Raw genomic sequence first — 18,703 nt, forward strand, 5'->3', positions numbered from 1 at the left:
TCTTACATTACAAATTAATATTCATCAGGAATGTAAGTTTTTTAACCCTGTCAACTCTCTTTCAGCCTGAAGCCAATGTTCCACAGACTTGCCATCTGCATAGCCGCTTTTTTGCCAGATTTCATAAGCTTTCAAACGAATTGAATCTTCATCTGGGCGATTACTGATAAAATACTCACAGGAATTAGTCGAAAAACTATAAGGATCTGTTCCAAAAAAATCCTGACGACCCAAAATTTCAGATGTAAAACGGTAACAATCGTGTTTGATTGGACAACTTTGTCCGGGGCACATAATAATATCGTAAGGCATATATTTTAGCTGTATAAAACAAGCTATTTAGAATTTAAATAGAACAAGTGTTGCCGTCTAAATATTTATAATTGATGCACGCTAGGATTTTTTGGAACTCTTCATTGAACAGGAAATAGAGAAATTTCCTGTCACCTTCTTCGATGAATGCGATTTTAACCGTATCGGCGTGGAGTGTAAACGGAGACACTGCCATCACTGCGCTGAATTTTCCGCGTCTTACTAGAACCAACGAGAATAATTGTGCGCATATCTGCTACTGTTGGCGCTAACTCTTCTAGGTTAATTACTTTAACAGTCTGTCCTGGTCTGCCGAGATTTCGTCCTAAGACTACTGGTGTGTCAGGCGTTCTATAGCGCAGCAAAATATTTCTCGCTTCTGTAAGTTGCCAAGTACGCTCTTTAGACACAGGATTGTAGAAAGCGATCGCAAAATCAGCTTCCGCAGCCGCAGCAATTCGTTGTTCAATAATTGACCAGGGTTTCAAAATATCTGATAGAGAAATCGCACAGAAGTCATGTCCCAAGGGCGCGCCAATGGCAGCGGCGGCGGCTTGCATCGCGGAAATACCAGGCGCTACATGAATTTCAACGCTATCCCATTCTGGTTTGGCATGGTTATCTAGTACTTCAAAAATTGCTGTCGCCATTGCGTAAATACCGGGGTCGCCAGAGGAGACAACAGCTACATATCGCCCTTGGGCTGCCAAATCTAACGCCATTTCCGCCCGTGCGATTTCTTCGCGGTTGTCAGAATCATGGCGTTGCTTACCTTCCGCGAGGGAACCAACTAAATTTAAGTAAGTTGTGTAACCTACCAAATCAGTAGCCGACTTGAGAATTTCTCTGACTTCCGGAGACATCCACTCTAGACTTCCCGGCCCCGTACCAATCACAGCTAACCGCCCCCGTGGCTGACCAATGGTGCTGGCGTCGATGGGTTCGGGGGAAATAGCGATCGCAATTTCTGTTGCTGCTGTCGAAATTAGCTTTCCAGATGTACCTGTAGCGGCAATCGCTATAGCTTGGGCGGGGCTATAACCTTGAGATTGTAAGTTTTCTAGTTGATTTGAGGTAAAAAAGCGTGCAGGCACTCCCAACGCGCTAGCAACCGCGTGGATTACTGAATTTGCTGCCATATTGATAGGTGCAAATACCCCCGCTACCGATGCAGGCGCAAGTTCCGCAGCTGCTAATAATTGTTGTAGTGAAGCTATTACTTCATCATTAGTTGCAGATGCGTTACTAATAGCGATCGCAATTGTCGCTGGATGGTAAACAAGACAATTGGCTGTAGGATGTGACAAGCGATCGCTAATTTTAATTGTCAAATTTCCATTAGCATCAATCGGCAATTGGCTATTACTCAACCAAGGTGCTGTTCCTTCCAACTTTACCTGCGCCCCAGCTAGCAAATCTGAGATAAACGTTTTCGCATCATCTGGGTTAGCCAAATGATATCCAGGCGGAGGAGACAACAACGCTGTCCGAAAACGAATGTCGCCAGTAGTTGTAATTGCTGCTTTGACATCAAATACCTCAGCAATGCGGCGTGCCAAATCATTCACCCCACTCAGTCCGCCTAACAGTGGAACAACCGCGCTACCATCCTCAGCTACAGCTACTACTGGCGGTTCTTGGCGTTTATCGGAAATCAAAGGCGCGAGAGTTCTAATTAAAATACCAGCCGCACAAATACCAATCAGCGGCCTTCCCTCCGCGAACAACTCGCGCAAAGTTTCACCGAAATTGCTAAAGCTGACATCAACCTCAGAAGTGCGCCCCGCCAAACCGTATAACGTCGCCCCTGGTAGAACGCTAATAATTTTGCGTGCTACAGTCACACTATTTTGACCAAGTACCACAACAGCAGGTGCAACCTTCGGCATCATAAGAATTCTGGAACTCTATATAGATATATTGGAAAACGTCGATATCTTTCAAATCAAACCATAAATCAGGAACGAAGAAGACAATGGGCATGGGGAAGATGAGGAGAAATGACGAATGGCAAATGACTGTTGAACCAGTAAAAGATAATTTGCTAAGATTTCCAATGCGAAAACATTGAAACAAAGTAACTCTTCATTACCATGCCAACCTCTGCAATTGACGCTAAAGACGCAGCAGCTATCCAAGCGGTAAAGGAAGGAGTTGCTGTATGCGATCGCTCTTTTTGGGGACGCATCCGTGTTTCTGATGAAGAACGCCTCCGCTTTTTACACAATCAAAGCACTAATGACTTCCAAAGTCTCAAACCTGGGCAAGGATGCGATACTGTAATGGTGACATCCACCGCCCGCACGATAGATTTGGTGAGTGCTTACGTTCTAGAGGATGCGGTTTTATTATTAGTTTCGCCTAACCGCCGCGAATTTATGATGCAGTGGTTAGATCGCTACATCTTTTTTGCCGATAAAGTGCAATTAACCGATGTGACTGGTGAAACAGCAACCTTTAGTCTCATCGGTTCGGGAAGCGATGCGATTATTGAAAATTTGGGTGCGGGTGCAATTATCGGACAACCTCACGGCAATCATATTTTAGTCAACGATGGCGTAATTGTGGCGGTTGGTAGTGGCTTGGCTTCCCCTGGATATACTTTGATTTTGCCCGTTTCCGAAAAACAGAAGATTTGGAGCCAAATTTTAGAATTAGGCGCAGTAGAAGCGAGCGATCGCGCTTGGGAATTGTTACGAATTTTACAAGGACGCCCCGCCCCAGAAGCAGAACTCACAGATGATTACAATCCTCTAGAAGTCGGTTTATGGCAAACAATTTCCTTTAATAAAGGTTGCTATATTGGGCAAGAAACTATAGCCAGATTAAATACATATAAAGGCGTAAAGCAACACCTTTGGGGAATTCGTCTGAGTAAACCTGCGGAAGTTGGCGCAACAATTGCTGTAGGAGATGAAAAAGTCGGCAAACTCACCAGTTACACCGAAACGCCTGATGGTTATTTTGGACTGGGTTACATTCGTACCAAAGCAGGCGGCGTTGGTTTAAAAGTGCAAGTAGGAGAAACCGAGGGTGAAATAGTAGAAGTTCCCTTTGTTTCTCATGAATATCCTTCAGCACCAGGAAACTAACCAACTCACAGCAATTTGCAGTTGAATAATTCACTATCAAACTGCAAGACTGTTGTTTCTTCAGAATAATTTAGTCTTCAACGAATGTCTTTCATGCAAACGGAAAGCGCGATCGCTTCATGTATGGAGAGCATACCGTTATATATAGATAAAATACAATATTAATCATAGATATATCTAATGATTGATGAAATATCACACCATTGATGAACTACTAACCAATAATCAATCTTGGGTTGCAGAAAAATTAGCCCTAGACGCCAAGTATTTTGAGAGATTAGCCGAGGGACAAAAACCACCTTTTCTTTACATAGGTTGTTCAGACAGCCGTTTACCTCTGACTAACTTTACTCGCACAGAACCCGGAGAGTTATTTGTACATCGCAATATTGCTAATCAAGTATCGCTAACAGATATGAACTTCTTAGCGGTTTTAGATTATGCGATTTCTCATCTTCAAGTTAAACACATCATTGTTTGTGGACACTACGGTTGTGGTGGAATTAAAGCAGCTCTAGAAGGAAGCACCACTGGAATCATTGATAACTGGGTAAATCCCATTCGGGAACTTTATTTACACAACCTAGACGAGATTAATGCTTTACCAAACAGAGAAGCACGCCTAAATCGATTAGCAGAAATCAACGTTTTGGCGCAGGTTAAGAATCTCTACCAAACTTCCATCGTCCGCAAAGCACTCCACGAGCAAAAAGCCCCAAAAATTCATGGTTGGGTGCTAGATATCAAAACCGGGCTAATCAAAGACTTAAATGTTTCCACCGTGCAATGGCAATTACCTTCCTGTCCTTTGTTTGCCAAGCCGTCTATAATTACTCTGCGTGAGATTCATCCAACAGATGGGGTTGCAGGTTGTTGCTGTGAAGAGACACATCAGCCAAAATGAGCGATCGCACAGTTATAGCTTGCAATTATTCTGATTTAAAACGTGGAATTTGCAGTTCAAACATTAAGCGATCGCCTTCACAACCCCATCATTCAACCTCAGAACCTGAAACTTCGAGTTCGGAACACGGAACTTCGAGCTTGGAACACGAAACGTCGAGTTCGGGACACGAAATGTCGAGCTTGGAACTCGGAACTTCGAGTTCGGAACACAAAATGTCGAGCTTGGAACACGGAACTTCGAGTTCAGAACATGAAACGTCGAGCTTGGAACACGGAACTTCGAGTTCAGAACACGACACTTCGAGCTTAGAACTCGGAACTTCGAGTTTAGGCGATCGCGCTTAAGAATTTCCTCATCAATGTTACTGTTCTGAGGAGAGGCGATCGCGGAGATATGCTAAATTTTTACGAACAATAATAGTATTGGGATGATCTACCCCTAAAGTTCGCTCACAAATCTTCAAAGCTTGCAAGTACAGGGGTTCGGCTTCGCTGTATCTTCTCTGGGAAAAGTAGAGTTCCGCCAGGTTGTTGAGGCTAGAGGCAATATCTGGATGCTCTTCACGTAGTAGGCGTCGTCTAAGTGCTAAAGCTTGCAGGAATAAAGCTTCGGCTTCAGTATATCTTCCTTGAGAGAAGTAGAGTCCTGCCAGACTTGTTAGGCTAGATGCAACTTCAAGATGTTTATCACCCAGCAGACGTTGCCTAAGTGCTAAAGCTTGCAGGAATAAAGCTTCGGCTTCGCTGTATTTTCCCTGAGAGTGGTAGAGTAACCCCAGGTTGTTAAGGCTAGTAGCAACATCTGGATGTTCTTCTCCCAGTAGGTGTCGTGTTAGTTCCAAAGCTTGCAGAAATAAAGCTTCGGCTTCGCTGTATTTTCCCTGAGAGTGGTAGAGTAACCCCAGATTGTTGAGGCTAGTAGCAACCTCTGGATTTTCCTCACCCAGCAGGTGTCGCCATAGTGCTAAAGCTTGGAATAAAAGGGGTTCAGCTTCGCTGTATTTGCCTTGAGAGTAGTATAGTGCAGCTAAGTTGTTGAAGCTAGTGGCAACATCTAGATGTTCTTCTCCCAGTAGGCGTTGCCTGAGTGCCAAAGTTTGCAGTAAAAGGGATTTAGCTTCGCTGTATTTGCCTTGAGAGTAGTATAGTGCAGCTAGGTTGTTGAGGCTAGTGGCAACATCTAGATGTTCTTCTCCCAGTAGGCGTTGCCTGAGTAACAAAGCTTGTCGATAGAGGGGTTCGGCTTCGCTATATCTACCTTGAGATTCGTAGAGTTCCGCCAAGTTATTGAGGCTAGTAGCTAAGTCTTTCTCTAAACCTAATTCTTTTTGCAATTCTACAGCTTTGCTTAAATACTCAATGCCTAATTCTTGCTCTTGCTTATAATCTTGAAACTCACCCCGGTTGAGTCTTTTCCTATAAATATCTCCTAAGCTAAAGTATAAAGTCGCTAAAGTTGCATCTTTAACACCGCGCTGTTCTAAATCTTGAATAAACCCTTGCAAATCTTCTATAGGCAACAAATAATCATTGTCATCATCCAAACCTGAAATTTCATTATCCTTAAAAGCAAAACGAATCGCTTCTAATTCTCTACCAGAAACAGTATTTTTCCTTCTAGACACAAACCGAAAAACACCATTGCGCCAACTCCAAAAATCAGGTGCTTTTTTAATTAACTCAACTAATATTTGATTAGTCACCCACAAGATAATCGCAAAAGGAAATGCCCTCAATGCTTCCCTAGTCCACTGTAAATAACCGAAAAAAACCTCTTGCTCGGAACGTTCCTTGCCCAATTTCAGAAAATGAAGCTGTTCTGCACCAGTTACCGTAATTACTGCTGATTGATGTTGCTGCAAATACTCTTCACTTCTGACCAATTGAGAAATAGCAGCCGTCAAACTCGGCTCATCTCTTGCCAATGTCACCCGATAACAACGGATTTGTGGCTGTAATTCTGCTTCATACTCAGCAATAATTTCATCACGAAAACTAGCATCATCACAAACAGCAATTAGCAAATTTAATCGATTGGCTTTAGCCTCAATAGAAATAGTTAAGTAATCATAAGCATCTCTGTTGTCATCATCTGTCACTAAATCTTCATTCATAATTAATTAATCAACCCCCTACGTCTCAAGGTTTCTATAAGAATGGGGTGAACATCATACCAAGTGTAATCATCACGATATTCTAAAATATACAATCCATGCAGTAATTCTAAAAACTCTTGCTGCTTTACGTCATCAGGCTCGAAATTTTCATAAGTAGTTTTCAAAATTTTAAACTCTTCTTTTCCTAAACGCAGAGAAAGTTCATTACGAATTTCCTTAATTGCTTGTTCTATAACTTGGTCATTAATCGCTATTCTTTCTCCAGGTTTCTGTTTAATAAGTCGCAAACATATAAGACAGCATACATTAGCTAAACGAATCAACTCCCGCAGCACTCCACCACTGTAAATGACAATCTTTTCTGCGGCTGACTTGTCTATTAAGTCACGAGAAATTCGTTTTTCTAATATTTCACATAAAATATTTATGGCTTCACTCCGAGGTTGGGCATCAGGTAAGCGATTATCACCCTTATGAAAAATTTTGATAACAGGCATTACCTCAATTAAGTTTTTGCTTTCTGCCTTAATAATATCCCAAATATAAGTGTTACACATTACTGCAATAGGGACAGTATAAATAATGCGAATATTAGGTTGAAATAGGGATTTAATATTGTTTTTATAAATTTCCTGAACTGTTGCCAAGTCTAGTTTATCTAAGTCATCAATGATGACTATAGTTTCTTTTTTAGTGGTAAATTGAATCAACGCTGCAATTTCATTAATGCGTTCAACTAACTCCGATATTTTCCGTTCAAATTCCTGTTTAATTTCCTCTCTAACTTTCGCATCAGCTTTTAATTGAGTTTTCAAAAATTTGAGCAAATCAAAACCAACTTCAATCCCACCTCCTAACTCTACCTCTGTAGTTCGAGTGCGATCTGTAAACCATCCATAGAGTTTATCTTTGGTAGTTTTAGGAATTTGTACTTTACGTGCTTCCGCCTCAGACATTAAATTAAGAGCGATCGCAAACAAAATATTAATATGATTAACAGCCGACATTTCAATACTGTCAGCAATAGAAAATAAAACTACAAAATAATTATCTTCAATTTGTCTACTTAACTCAGCTAATAAAGACGATTTACCGCATCCCCGATGTCCAGTAAATACAATCTTCGCATCACCATTAGGGCTGTATTCAATGTATTGAATTAACTTTTCTATAGAATCATTACCATAATCAACTCTAAAATTATCTGTTTCCTTCTTTTCCACTAGTGGAAACAATTCAAGATTGTTATATGCTTGTTTAAATGATGCTTGTAATTCGCTAGACATTGGCTTTTACAAAAAAATATTTTTACTGCCTATTTATATTAATGCCTACCTAGCCATTACTCAAAAATCTTTGTCCTATCTCTAGATATTTCTGCGTAACAAGCAAATATCATCCCCTTCTATGCTAACTCCAAAAAACAATACCCCCCTCCGCCGTCGGAGAGGGGTTAGGGATGAGATATCACAATTCTCACTGCTGAAACTCAGCACTCACCACTGTCTAATAAGCGTCTTGCAACTCGTAGAAATCAGGCGAGATGTAATCCTTCCGCAAAGGCCAACCTACCCAATCTTCTGGCATCAAAATCCGCTTCAGATTAGGGTGTCCTTCATAGACAATGCCGAACATATCGTAAGACTCGCGTTCTTGCCAGTCTGCGGTTTTCCAAATCCAGTAAACTGAAGGTACTCTGGGATTTTCCCGTGGTAAGAACACTTTCAATCGGATTTCTTCAGGGCGATCGCTATTATCACCAACTTTAATTAAGTGATAAACACTCACCAAGTTTTCTCCCGGCCCCAGGTCAACACCGCCTTGAAACTGGAGATAATTAAACCCGTAAGCATACAAAGCTGTGGCGGTAGGGAGTAAGAAATCTGGCTCTACCTTAATTATCTCTACCCCATTGACATCGGGTGCTAAAACCTTATGGTCAAAGCCATTTTCAGTCAACCACTGGGAAACTTTCCCGGCTTTTACCAGTGACTCCTCGGCTGCTGGTACTGGCTTAGATTCTTCATCAGCCACGGTTTGTTTCCTCCTTTTGTTTCTGGGATGTCAATAAAGCAGGTGGAACTGGTAAACCAATCGCTTCCGCCAATTCCTTTGGTGGTGTAAAGCGAGTATCTGACTGCATATACTTACCAGTCAAAATTTCCGCTACAGGCTTCAAGTTGTGAGTAGTGCTGTAATAGCGGTGAGTTTGCTTAATTTGATCCCGTTCTTGGATGGAATCATTGGCTATCTTCTTCCGCAGCTTAATAATTGCGTCAATAATCGCTTCTGGACGCGGCGGACAACCAGGCAAGTACACATCTACAGGAATGAGTTTATCCACTCCCCGCACAGCAGTGGGAGAATCAACGCTGAACATCCCGCCTGTAATTGTACAAGCTCCCATCGCAATCACATACTTAGGCTCAGGCATTTGTTCGTAAAGACGCACGAGTTGAGGTGCCATCTTCATGGTGATTGTCCCAGCCGTAATAATTAAATCAGCTTGGCGGGGGCTGGAACGGGGAATTAGCCCAAAGCGGTCAAAGTCAAACCGAGAGCCAATTAAAGCTGCAAACTCAATAAAGCAACAAGCCGTACCAAATAGCAACGGCCACAAGCTAGAAAGTCGCGCCCAGTTGTAAAGGTCATCAACCGTAGTCAGAATTACGTTTTCTGAAAGGTCTTGAGTGACAGTGGGACGCTCAATCGGGTTGATGATGCGTTCTTTGTCCTGGGTTGTTAAATTAGAATTCAAGACCATTCCAAAGCTCCTTTACGCCATGCGTAAACTAAGGCGATTACAAGAATTGCAATAAAAATTAGCGCTTCAATGAATGCCAATAGCCCTAGACGGTGGAAAGCTACCGCCCAAGGATACAAAAACACAGTCTCCACATCAAAGACGACAAAGACCAGCGCAAACATATAGTAGCGAATGTTGAACTGAATCCAGGCTCCGCCAATGGGTTCCATCCCGGATTCGTATGTGGTGCGCCGTTCCGCACTTTTGCCGCTGGGTCGTAGGAGCTTGGACGCTGAGAGCGCCAGGGCAGGCACTAGGCTACAGATAATGAGAAAGCCTAGAAGGTACTCGTAACCGCTGAGAACAAACACAATGGATATCTACCGCTTATGGTGTAAATAACGCTGTAACTTTCTTTTACATTATATCTTTTAGGCTTTTCTGAAATCTGGGAAACAGATGCACTGAAGGTATTTGATTCGTTTTTAGTTGTGATAGAAAAGTCTAACAGTTATGTCATAATTTGTAACGTATATTTAATATTTGCCCCTCTGCGAGGCCTAAGCGATGAGCGAACAAAGCGAACCAGCTGTTGAGACTCAAGTGTTAGACCGCTACGAGTGTCGCTCCTGCGGTTACATTTATGAACCTGAGAAGGGAGATGACAAATATGATATTCCCCCTGGAAGATCTTTCGCAGAACTGCCCTTAAATTGGCGCTGTCCAGTGTGTAGTGCAAAGAAGCAAGCTTTCACTAACATCGGCCCAGCAGGCCAAGCATCGGGCTTTCGAGAAAATCTTGGTTACGGCTTAGGTGTCAACACCTTGACACCAACCCAAAAAAACCTCCTGATTTTCGGCGCTTTGGCACTTGCTTTCTTATTTTTTCTCAGTCTCTACGGGTTACAATAGATACTATTTGTTGCCCAGTCTCGGTATTTAGCAGCCACCACTCTATTTTGAGGTTGGTAAATCTTTTTCCCAAACCCGTACACAAATTTAGAAACAACTAAGAAATAAAAAATACTGATGCACGCAATTTTGAAAAGTTGGCAACGAATATTTGCCGTATTGATAGTTGTCCTGATGTGTATAGGTTGTAGCAAAGTCCCCTCTACCAGCTATAACCCCTGGGCAGTTATTTCTGTCCCCACAGAAGCAAAGCTGTTTGATATTGCTTTTACAGAAAATCCTCAGCATGGCTACATAGTCGGTAGCAATGCCACCATTTTAGAAACCAATGACGGTGGTGATACTTGGAAACCCTTAAACCTAGCACTGGATGACGCTAGGTATCGCTTTGATGCTATTAGTTTTGCTGGTAAAGAAGGGTGGATTGCTGGAGAGCCTGGTTTGCTACTGCATACTACTGATGAAGGTCGTTCTTGGTCGCGCATTCCTCTAAGTGAAAAACTACCTGGTAATCCCATCAGTATCAGTGCGTTAGGGCCAGATGCAGCGGAGATGGCTACTGATGTAGGAGCAATCTATCAAACCAAAGATGGCGGTAAAAACTGGAAAGCCCAAGTCGAAGCAGCAGTTGGCGTGGTACGTAACTTAGAAAGATCGCCCGATGGGAAGTATGTTGCTGTTTCCGCTAAAGGTAGCTTCTACTCCACTTGGGAACCAGGACAAAATGCTTGGGTTCCCCATAACCGTAATAGTTCCCGTCGCGTAGAGAACATGGGTTTTGCTGACAATGGGCAAATGTGGATGCTCGCACGGGGGGGTCAGGTGCAATTTAGCGACCCAAGCAAACCTGAAGAGTGGCAAGAAGCACAAAATCCCGAATTATCTACCAGCTGGGGTTTACTGGATTTAGCCTATCGCACGCCTGATGATATTTGGGTAGGTGGCGGTAGCGGTAATTTACTGCACAGTGCAGATGGTGGTAAAAATTGGGAAAAAGACCGGGATGTAGAAACAGTCGCTGCTAACTTTTACAAAATTGTATTTTTCCAGCCCGACCAAGGATTTATCATTGGCGATCGCGGCATACTCCTGAAATATAACCCCAATGTTGCCAAAACTCCCCAGTCAGAGCCAGCTTAAGGCAACACTAGTCTCTGTAATTATCCAGATTTCTGAGAAGGACGTTGCAAGTTGTAACTCTTTCTAAACTTTGTAGGATAATAAACTCAATAACAGTCTTTGTGAAGGTAGGAAGTTAAATGTCAGGTACCACTGGAGAACGTCCGTTTTCGGACATTATTACCAGCGTTCGTTACTGGGTAATTCACAGCATCACCATCCCAGCATTATTTATTGCTGGTTGGTTATTCGTCAGCACCGGACTGGCTTATGATGTTTTTGGTACACCCCGCCCCAATGAGTATTTCACCGAAGTGCGTCAAGAAGTACCCATTGTGAATAACCGTTTTGAAGCGAAAAAGCAAGTAGAAACTTATATCGGAAAGTAGTTTGAAATCATGACTAGCGGCAACAACATCAATCAACCAGTTACCTATCCAATTTTTACAGTTAGATGGCTGGCAGTTCACACCTTAGGTGTGCCAACCGTCTTCTTCTTGGGCGCGATCGCCGCAATGCAGTTTATTCAACGCTAGGAGCAACTCATGGAAAGAACGCCCAATCCCAATAATCAGCCCGTTGAACTAAACCGGACTTCCCTGTACCTGGGTTTACTACTGATTTTTGTTCTGGGTATCCTATTTTCCAGTTACTTCTTTAACTAACTGGAACGACTTTTGTTAATCATTTGTTTATTGAACTTGTGTTGATTTGTTGTTAAGGGAGGAGAAAAACTGTGTCTGGAAGTGGGAGAATTCCTCTGTGGGTCGTCGCTACGATCGCAGGATTAGGCGTAATTACTGTTTTAGGCATTTTCTTTTACGGAGCCTATGCCGGACTCGGTTCTTCAATTTAAGAATAGCTAGAGCCGAATAGCATAAGTAGTGTAGATTATCTAGCACTCGTTTAGAAATCAACATTATTAAAAAACCGCCTGTCTCACTGAGATAGGCGGTATTAATTATTAATTAGTCATCAGTTATTAGTTAAATGACTAATTACCAAATTAGGCAATATCTTCGCGTTCAATGTATAGAAACAAAAACGCAAATACTGCGATCGGTACACCCCAACCAATGATAGGAACGAAGAGAGCAGGCAAGTAGGAAGTACTAGCCAAGATGGAAGGAAATAATTCAGTTGCCATAGAAAATATTCCTGTTAAATCACACTACAATTCAAGATGAGCTTACTGCAAATTCTGCCTCATTTTTTAAATTCTAAAGATTTTTAACACAGCAGCAGTTGTTAGGGATGTTTAAATACCTAAGAGTTCATCTAGCTGCAAAGTGGGCAAATCTGGAGGAACTACAGTGCGCGTAATCGTAACTTTGTGACTTTCTTGTTGGGTTTGAGGATTGAGTGCGATCGCCTCTACTCGCATTTCTAAGCAGCCAAAAGGAATATGTAATTGCGTCGTCATTTCTAAGTCTCCCGATGAATTAGACCGCAAATCTTTCAGCAAATGCGGGCCATCCATCAACCAGCGTGTTTGACAATCTTCAATCCATAGCTTGATGACCACTTCTGAGGATACCTGAGGCAGTTCCACACGTACCCTCACAGATGTACCTGCAATTAGTTCGCCTTCTGGTACAAATAGTTGTGGAGTTGGCAAAGGCTCAACAATCGCTGCACTCAAACGCAGTAAAGGCGATGGTTCTGCAACCAGTGGCACTTCTGGTACTTCCTCTTCTACAGGAATGCTTTCCGGTACTTCTACCTCAGGTTCAATATAGATATCATCTACAACAATTTCTTCTGTCAACCTAGGTAGTGGGATTTTCGGATAACGCGGAGGCGGCGGGGGTGGCGGTTCTGGAAGTGATGGGGTGGAATATTCTTTGGATAGATTCTCTGCTGTCTCTAACTCCTCTTGGGCGATGGCTAACCAATCTGTCGGTATCTCCATCTCAAATTCAGCATTAGGAGTCTGCTGATTTGCAACTGTCTGAGGCTCTACAACCTCGCTATCGTCATCCTGCTCTTGCACATGGATGGGTTCAGGTAAATTGAATCCTTGATTCTGCAACCATTTTGTAATCAGGGGCGATGAGTATGGGTTTCCTTCTACTATTAATTTTGGCGGAGGTGGAGAAGTTGTTGGTGTAACAGGCTCATTAATTAATTCCGGACTGGGCGAAGTAGCTTTTGATGCAACAGGCTCATCAATTAATTCCGGACTGGGCGAAGTAGCTTTTGATGCAACAGGCTCATCAATTAATTCTGGTCTAGGTGGAGTAGCTGTTGGTGTAGCAAACTCATCTATTAATTCCGGTCTTGGCGGGGTAGCTACTTCTGCAACAAAAGCATCTATTAATTTTGAACGCTGAGAGATAGTTACTTCAGCAGCAGACTCATCCTCATATTGTTGATAGTCAATTGGCAATTCAGTTGCATTGTCACTACCACCTAAATTGACATCCACCACCTTTGAGCTTTCTGGAGGATGAAATTCACATGCATCTACAACATCGCTGTTTATTGCTTGGCGATCGCTTGGCAACTCCGTTAACGGTTTTAAGTAGGGAAATGTGCTGCTAATCATCGATACTCGCCGATTTTTGATCACAAGTTGATCCATGTCGATGGCGGCTAAAGTATCAACCTTCTCTACACTCTCTTCCTGTGTAGCCAGTTCTGTTGTAGCAGGCTCTAGTTTGGAAGATTCTAGCAAAAGCGCTGTAGCAGCAGCTGGCTTCACTGGTGGCAGAGGTGGCATATTCGGCAAGTCCAGCGCCCGATGACTTTCTAATGATTTTTTGCGCGATCGCGGTTTAATCTCTGGCGGTAAGAATTTATTTTCCGATGCACTCAGAAGCAGAGACTGATCTGGTTGAACGGCTTTGACGAAATTTAATAGTGATAAATCGAGACCACCCGATGACCCAGATGCTGGAGGTGTATCTGAAGCTATTTTTGTATTCTGGTTATCTACCTTTTCTGCGGCAATTGATGTGACTGCGGCTTTGATTGCCAGTAATTCGCTGACATCTGCTGTAATTGTGAAAGCTTGGCTAGCTAAGAGCGCTACTTCCCCCCCATCAGCGATCGCTCCATACAAACTAATCTCTGCCAAAATTAACTTAGATTCACAATTAGCAGGAATCTCAATTGTGGCACCGATCGTAAAAGGTAGCACTTCATTTGCTAGGGGTTGCCTTACCTGGTTCAAAATGTCTGATTCTAGAGGCGATCGCAGATCGATTCTTAATTCTAGAGAATAAAGACCTTCTAAGTAAGGTATCTCAACTTCTAAATCGGCATTCGCTTTTGGTTGTAGTTCCACTCGCCCATTAACAATCAGCGCTTGTCCCCATTTCGCAACATAGGTTTCCCTATCTAGGTTGAGCAATAGTGGTGGTAATGCTGGGGCGATCGCAGGATTTTCCAGCATTTCCTCATCCAACAGAGGTTCAGAAGTAGGTAAAGCTAAATCTATTAAATTTTGTAAAATCTGTTCTGCCGTTTCACCTTTAACCCATACTGGGCTGACAGGCAGATCGATAATCTCTTCTTCTAAAGCATCAACTACTGCTGTAGTCGTAATTGAGCTACTGCGCTCTACAATTGCTAGTTCTGGATTCTCAGTAATATTGGTTTCTAATGCTGGCGTGATTTCTATTGAGGAAGTGACTAAACCACCATCAGAAATAGTATTTGTGTCATCAGGCGAATCTGATTCTAAATAGTTCCCATCTCCCGATGTATCTACCTCTTTCTCTGCATACTGAGGTAAAACACGCAGATAGACATTGTATTGCCAAGATTTACCGAAAATATCAGACATCAAATCACCAGAGCATTGCAACTCCCAAATTCCTGGTTTGAAGTAGGTATAGGGAATTACCGCCATTAAGCCTTCTGAATTAGTGCGGCGCGATCGCTTCTGAACTCGCCGCTTTGGTGGTACCTCTTGGGTAGAGGAATGAGTTACCCGTACTTCCACATCGATATTAGGACGGTTAGAACGAGCTAAAACTCTATACCGACCTTCTATTATTTCGACTTTTGGCGATTCCAGGGTATGCCAAGCGCGATCGCCCTGTCTTTGTATCAGAAATTGCCAATGTTCCATTGTGAGTGATGCCCAGACCGAAGACCAGCTGAGTAATATTTTGCATTACTTGCTTGCAAGTTTACCTCAGCAATTTACAATTGCATAATTTTAGACAATGATTTAATGGCAAAATTAGCAAAATTAGGCTGAAGTATTACTTAACTAAGGCTATTGAGGTAAATAAAACAAATTTTAACGGCTACTCGATTATTAAAATACCTCCAACTGCCCGTGTTAATTGGGGCTGTTGGAGGAATGATGTGTAGAAAACATCTCAACCAAAGGTATCAAAGGTTTTTAAATTTAACTAAACTTCAGTGTGATATCCAGTATTAATACGTAATATCTCACCTGGAAGTATAGTCATGCTACTTGGGATTAACTCAAGTGTTAGATACCATAGCGATTTTGGTAGTAAGCCAAAATTTGCTGAACGCGTTGTCGAACTGCTGATGTCGGGTTCGATATCCAGCTAATCCACAAGCCTTCAATTTGACTTTGATGATAATCAAACTGTTGGGATGACTGGGGAATCAAGCCTACCTCTAACCCCTCAACTTGACGTAAATGGGCCGCTATCTCTCGATAGACTGCTAAAGGCAAACCAACAAATTCAATTTTCTCCTTTGTCTCCATCTTTTATGAAGCTCCGACAGCAACAAGATTTTGAGATGGCGTTATTCCAGAAACAGGATTTCCGCCAGGGTTTGTAGTTGGTGTTGCTGAGTTGGCAGGATTATCCCCTACCATTCTGGCAACTTCAATACCATATTGTTCCACAATAACAATAGGATTGGAGCCTTCATTCATTTCAATACGTTTAATTAAAAGACCGTTTGCCAGCCTCTGTCCCGCTTGTACATAGCGACTTGTCGGCTCATTCGGAACTTTGATAATGGCCTGGAGTTGTTTACCAATTAAAACTACACCAGTTACAAGAACTGACCTTGCTAACTCAGGTTGTGGTGGTTGTGGTAATACAGAGACTAAATTTGGGCTGGGAACCACTGGAGGCAAAACTTTAGGCAAAACCGGAGTCAACTTAGGAGGAGCAGTTGCAACTTTGTGAATGTTGGTTTTTGCAGGGATTAAGCTAGCTGCTTTTACTGCACTCCGCACTGGTACTTTTACTACTGCGGGCACCGTTGCTGGTTTAGCAATTGGTAAAGAAGGTAACAGCGGAACAGGTTTGGCATTAGTATTTTTAGGAACTCCAGGAATCGTCTGCCCGATAATTTCTGCAAATGGGTCAGTTCGCCCTTTTGATACCAAAATTAACCGTTCTGTAGTATTGGTTTGTTGAATTAAATTAGATGACGGACTGTAAGTTGCAGCAGCAACTTTTGAGACTTGTTTACCAGGAACTACTGGATTCTTAAAAGATTGAGTAACTGGTGGTGACTTTGCTGGTGTTGCCGTAGGGGGAAGATTAGCCGCAGTAGGACTAGGAGTACTAGCTTGCGGTGTTTCTTCTGAGCTACATCCAGCGATCGCTAAAATTAAAATTGCTGCACCTGCAATTGTGAAATTTCTTCTACCCATTAGCCGTTCTCAAAAGCCATAGGAAAATTTGTTTGGGAAATTAACATGCCGAAAATTTGGATTTAAGGCTAAGTCTGTTCCTTTATAACCTAATTTTTTGTATTGCAATGGTTATTTTTAACACTGCAAATACAGCATAACTGCGGAGTGGAGTAGTAGAGGTTAATCTTCAACTACACCCATCAGATTTTTCAACAAATCTAACCCTTTCTTGACCCTACGAGAAACCGTAACTACACTAATTCCTAAATGGTCTGCTACTTGTTTCTGTGTCAAATCATGTAAAAATACGCATTCCAAAACTTCACGGGTACGCTGTTCTAACTGTACCAATGCTTGTTGTAAGCGAATTTGATCTTCTTGGGCTAATTGAAAACTCCGGTAGTGAGGATCTGGAACTAATTCTCCTAGACTTGTAGCGCCTTCTTCTCCATCTTGTATTGGTACATCTAGGCTTAAAGGTGCACGATTAATCCAAGCTAATTTGATTTCTTGCCATTCATCAGGAGAAATTTCTAATGCTGCTGCTACTTCAGAGTCCGTAGGTTGACGGTTATATTGTGCGCGTAAAGAACGCGAAACTCCTATTGCTTGCTGTTGCAATGCTAAGTAGCGTCGGGGAATGCGTACGGTGACACCTTTATCTCGCAAGTAGTGCTGAATTTCACCACGAATATAGGGAATAGTAAAAGAACTAAAGGCATATCCTTTAGAAATTTCAAATTTTTCGATAGCCCTGATTAGACCCAAACAGCCGACTTGCAACAAGTCTTCGTAGTTTTCATGGCATTGATTCATCCAGTAGTGAGCTTCTCTTCTCACCAGTCCAAAATTAAGTTTAACCAGTTGATTGCGAACGGTTTCTGAGCGTGATTGCTGATATTCTCGCAATAACTGCCAAGTTTCATGCTTCAGTTCATTGGTGGCTGTGGTAGGCATAGCACCGCGTTTATTAAGCAGAGCAAATAAAGCATTAAGTAATCGTTGGTCAACTACAGTGCATCTGGGCAATATCTCAGTAAATATCACCCTAAATTACCTAATAAAACCTATGGAATCTAACTTAAAACAACCATAGTATTTTGGTAATCGAACCGAGTTTAAACAAGCGAAACTAGTATTTTGTTTGTTATTTAGCTTTGGTATTACCTGAAGCCAAAAAACTCTATAGAGCCAAAATATAAAATTTATTACTCAATTTGAAACCGAGATTGTACTTAATTTGTTTTATTATTTATGAGTGAAATACTAGAATAAAAACTTGCCTTTTTACAAAAAATGCTAAATGATAAAAAGTTTTTGTAATCAGTAAAAATACGGCATTAGTTACTACAAGTTTATAAAAATTTTAAAATTAATAAATATATTGCCTTATATATACGGATCTAACTTCTCTTATTCAGTGATTTTTAGCATATACAGCCTTAAAACTAACTCTCTTAAGTAAGATATAGTTATTAATTTATAGCTGGCACTCAATCAGTCAAAATTTAAATTTCAAAATTATAATATTTCTATTAGTAATAGTATTAACTATCTTCATACAATCAAATAAGTAATACCTATTGCCTGATTCACAACTAGAATTTATGCTTGCCAGTAATCCTACATTCTTATACAATCTTCAGAAAAATAACGTCAATTTGTGGTATCGAAAATTGCCTTGTGGGTGTGGCTTGGAGTAAACCCATCTATCGTCATCTTTTTTCACATTGGTCTTACTGCTTAATTTAAAGAGACGTGAATGGCAACAGGTATAAGATTTTACTTAGATAAATTTATTAGCGATCGAGAAGAAATAATAATCTTGAGAATATTTAAACAAGCTCATACAAAAGATTGAACCTCTTTTGTTCTACTGATAAAAAAACACATACACCTCTCAATAAATGGTGTA

At 41.7% G+C, this 18,703-nt stretch carries 21 protein-coding genes; 9 read left to right on the forward strand and 12 right to left on the reverse strand.

What is annotated here, in order from left to right; genetic code table 11:
* Positions 1-24: 24 nt before the first annotated feature.
* Complete coding sequence (locus tag AACU33_RS25190; protein ID WP_096591723.1) at positions 25-312, reverse strand: DUF2934 domain-containing protein; 288 nt, start codon at positions 310-312, stop codon at positions 25-27.
* 155 nt (positions 313-467) lie between these two features.
* Positions 468-2,204, reverse strand: a complete 1,737-nt coding sequence (cobJ, locus tag AACU33_RS25195) for a precorrin-3B C(17)-methyltransferase (protein ID WP_096591725.1) — start codon at positions 2,202-2,204, stop codon at positions 468-470.
* A gap of 201 nt (positions 2,205-2,405) precedes the next feature.
* Between cobJ and ygfZ the strand changes: the two genes are divergently transcribed.
* From ygfZ to AACU33_RS25210, 3 genes are all read left to right on the forward strand, one after another.
* Positions 2,406-3,404, forward strand: a complete 999-nt coding sequence (ygfZ, locus tag AACU33_RS25200) for a CAF17-like 4Fe-4S cluster assembly/insertion protein YgfZ (protein WP_096591728.1) — start codon at positions 2,406-2,408, stop codon at positions 3,402-3,404.
* 187 nt (positions 3,405-3,591) lie between these two features.
* Entirely contained in the window at positions 3,592-4,308 is a 717-nt protein-coding gene (locus AACU33_RS25205; protein WP_096591730.1) for a carbonic anhydrase, read from the forward strand.
* A complete protein-coding gene (locus tag AACU33_RS25210) occupies positions 4,305-4,655 on the forward strand; it encodes a hypothetical protein (protein ID WP_339376276.1) in 351 nt (116 codons plus the stop codon). The genes AACU33_RS25205 and AACU33_RS25210 overlap by 4 nt, the downstream gene beginning before the upstream one ends.
* Before the next feature lie 17 nt (positions 4,656-4,672).
* Here the strand turns inward: AACU33_RS25210 and AACU33_RS25215 are convergent, their stop codons facing one another.
* From AACU33_RS25215 to ndhC, 5 genes are all read right to left on the reverse strand, one after another.
* Positions 4,673-6,424 (reverse strand): tetratricopeptide repeat protein, encoded by a 1,752-nt coding sequence (locus AACU33_RS25215; protein WP_096591733.1) that lies wholly within the window; start codon positions 6,422-6,424, stop codon positions 4,673-4,675.
* A 2-nt stretch (positions 6,425-6,426) separates the two neighbouring features.
* A complete protein-coding gene (locus tag AACU33_RS25220) occupies positions 6,427-7,713 on the reverse strand; it encodes an ATP-binding protein (protein WP_096591735.1) in 1,287 nt (428 codons plus the stop codon).
* A 220-nt stretch (positions 7,714-7,933) separates the two neighbouring features.
* Positions 7,934-8,461: an NAD(P)H-quinone oxidoreductase subunit J gene (locus tag AACU33_RS25225; protein ID WP_096591738.1), complete on the reverse strand. Its 528-nt coding sequence runs from the start codon at positions 8,459-8,461 to the stop codon at positions 7,934-7,936.
* Positions 8,454-9,191, reverse strand: coding sequence for a photosynthetic/respiratory NAD(P)H-quinone oxidoreductase subunit K (gene ndhK / locus AACU33_RS25230; RefSeq protein WP_096591740.1), 738 nt, complete (start codon positions 9,189-9,191; stop codon positions 8,454-8,456). Before ndhK ends, AACU33_RS25225 begins: the two co-directional genes overlap by 8 nt.
* Complete coding sequence (gene ndhC, locus AACU33_RS25235) at positions 9,182-9,544, reverse strand: photosynthetic/respiratory NAD(P)H-quinone oxidoreductase subunit C (RefSeq protein ID WP_045872960.1); 363 nt, start codon at positions 9,542-9,544, stop codon at positions 9,182-9,184. Before ndhC ends, ndhK begins: the two co-directional genes overlap by 10 nt.
* 196 nt (positions 9,545-9,740) lie before the next feature.
* Between ndhC and AACU33_RS25240 the strand changes: the two genes are divergently transcribed.
* The 6 genes from AACU33_RS25240 (at position 9,741) to AACU33_RS25265 (ending at position 12,060) form a co-directional block, all read left to right on the forward strand.
* Positions 9,741-10,085, forward strand: a complete 345-nt coding sequence (locus tag AACU33_RS25240) for a rubredoxin (protein ID WP_096591743.1) — start codon at positions 9,741-9,743, stop codon at positions 10,083-10,085.
* A 117-nt stretch (positions 10,086-10,202) separates the two neighbouring features.
* Positions 10,203-11,225: a photosynthesis system II assembly factor Ycf48 gene (locus tag AACU33_RS25245; RefSeq protein WP_096591745.1), complete on the forward strand. Its 1,023-nt coding sequence runs from the start codon at positions 10,203-10,205 to the stop codon at positions 11,223-11,225.
* A gap of 119 nt (positions 11,226-11,344) precedes the next feature.
* On the forward strand, positions 11,345-11,593 hold the full coding sequence (psbE, locus tag AACU33_RS25250; RefSeq protein ID WP_096591748.1) for a cytochrome b559 subunit alpha: 249 nt from the start codon (positions 11,345-11,347) through the stop codon (positions 11,591-11,593).
* Positions 11,594-11,602: 9 nt separating this feature from the next.
* Entirely contained in the window at positions 11,603-11,740 is a 138-nt protein-coding gene (gene psbF / locus AACU33_RS25255) for a cytochrome b559 subunit beta (protein ID WP_015115279.1), read from the forward strand.
* A 9-nt stretch (positions 11,741-11,749) separates the two neighbouring features.
* Positions 11,750-11,869: a photosystem II reaction center protein L gene (locus AACU33_RS25260; RefSeq protein ID WP_071989460.1), complete on the forward strand. Its 120-nt coding sequence runs from the start codon at positions 11,750-11,752 to the stop codon at positions 11,867-11,869.
* Between the two features lie 71 nt (positions 11,870-11,940).
* Entirely contained in the window at positions 11,941-12,060 is a 120-nt protein-coding gene (locus AACU33_RS25265) for a photosystem II reaction center protein J (RefSeq protein WP_096591750.1), read from the forward strand.
* 150 nt (positions 12,061-12,210) lie between these two features.
* On the opposite strand, the gene AACU33_RS25270 is transcribed toward AACU33_RS25265, so the two are convergent.
* The 5 genes from AACU33_RS25270 to AACU33_RS25290 all read right to left on the reverse strand — a co-directional run bounded on the left by AACU33_RS25270 (position 12,211) and on the right by AACU33_RS25290 (position 17,745).
* On the reverse strand, positions 12,211-12,351 hold the full coding sequence (locus tag AACU33_RS25270; RefSeq protein WP_096591753.1) for a photosystem I reaction center subunit VIII: 141 nt from the start codon (positions 12,349-12,351) through the stop codon (positions 12,211-12,213).
* Positions 12,352-12,462: 111 nt separating this feature from the next.
* Complete coding sequence (locus AACU33_RS25275; protein ID WP_096591755.1) at positions 12,463-15,282, reverse strand: hypothetical protein; 2,820 nt, start codon at positions 15,280-15,282, stop codon at positions 12,463-12,465.
* A 372-nt stretch (positions 15,283-15,654) separates the two neighbouring features.
* Complete coding sequence (locus AACU33_RS25280) at positions 15,655-15,900, reverse strand: hypothetical protein (RefSeq protein ID WP_096591757.1); 246 nt, start codon at positions 15,898-15,900, stop codon at positions 15,655-15,657.
* Positions 15,901-15,903: 3 nt separating this feature from the next.
* Positions 15,904-16,806, reverse strand: coding sequence for a hypothetical protein (locus tag AACU33_RS25285; protein ID WP_096591760.1), 903 nt, complete (start codon positions 16,804-16,806; stop codon positions 15,904-15,906).
* Between the two features lie 162 nt (positions 16,807-16,968).
* Complete coding sequence (locus tag AACU33_RS25290) at positions 16,969-17,745, reverse strand: RNA polymerase sigma factor SigF (RefSeq protein ID WP_096595376.1); 777 nt, start codon at positions 17,743-17,745, stop codon at positions 16,969-16,971.
* Between the last annotated feature and the right edge of the window lie 958 nt (positions 17,746-18,703).

The organism is Calothrix sp. NIES-2098 (genome assembly GCF_963875125.1).
In the GTDB taxonomy this organism is placed as follows: domain Bacteria; phylum Cyanobacteriota; class Cyanobacteriia; order Cyanobacteriales; family Nostocaceae; genus Aulosira.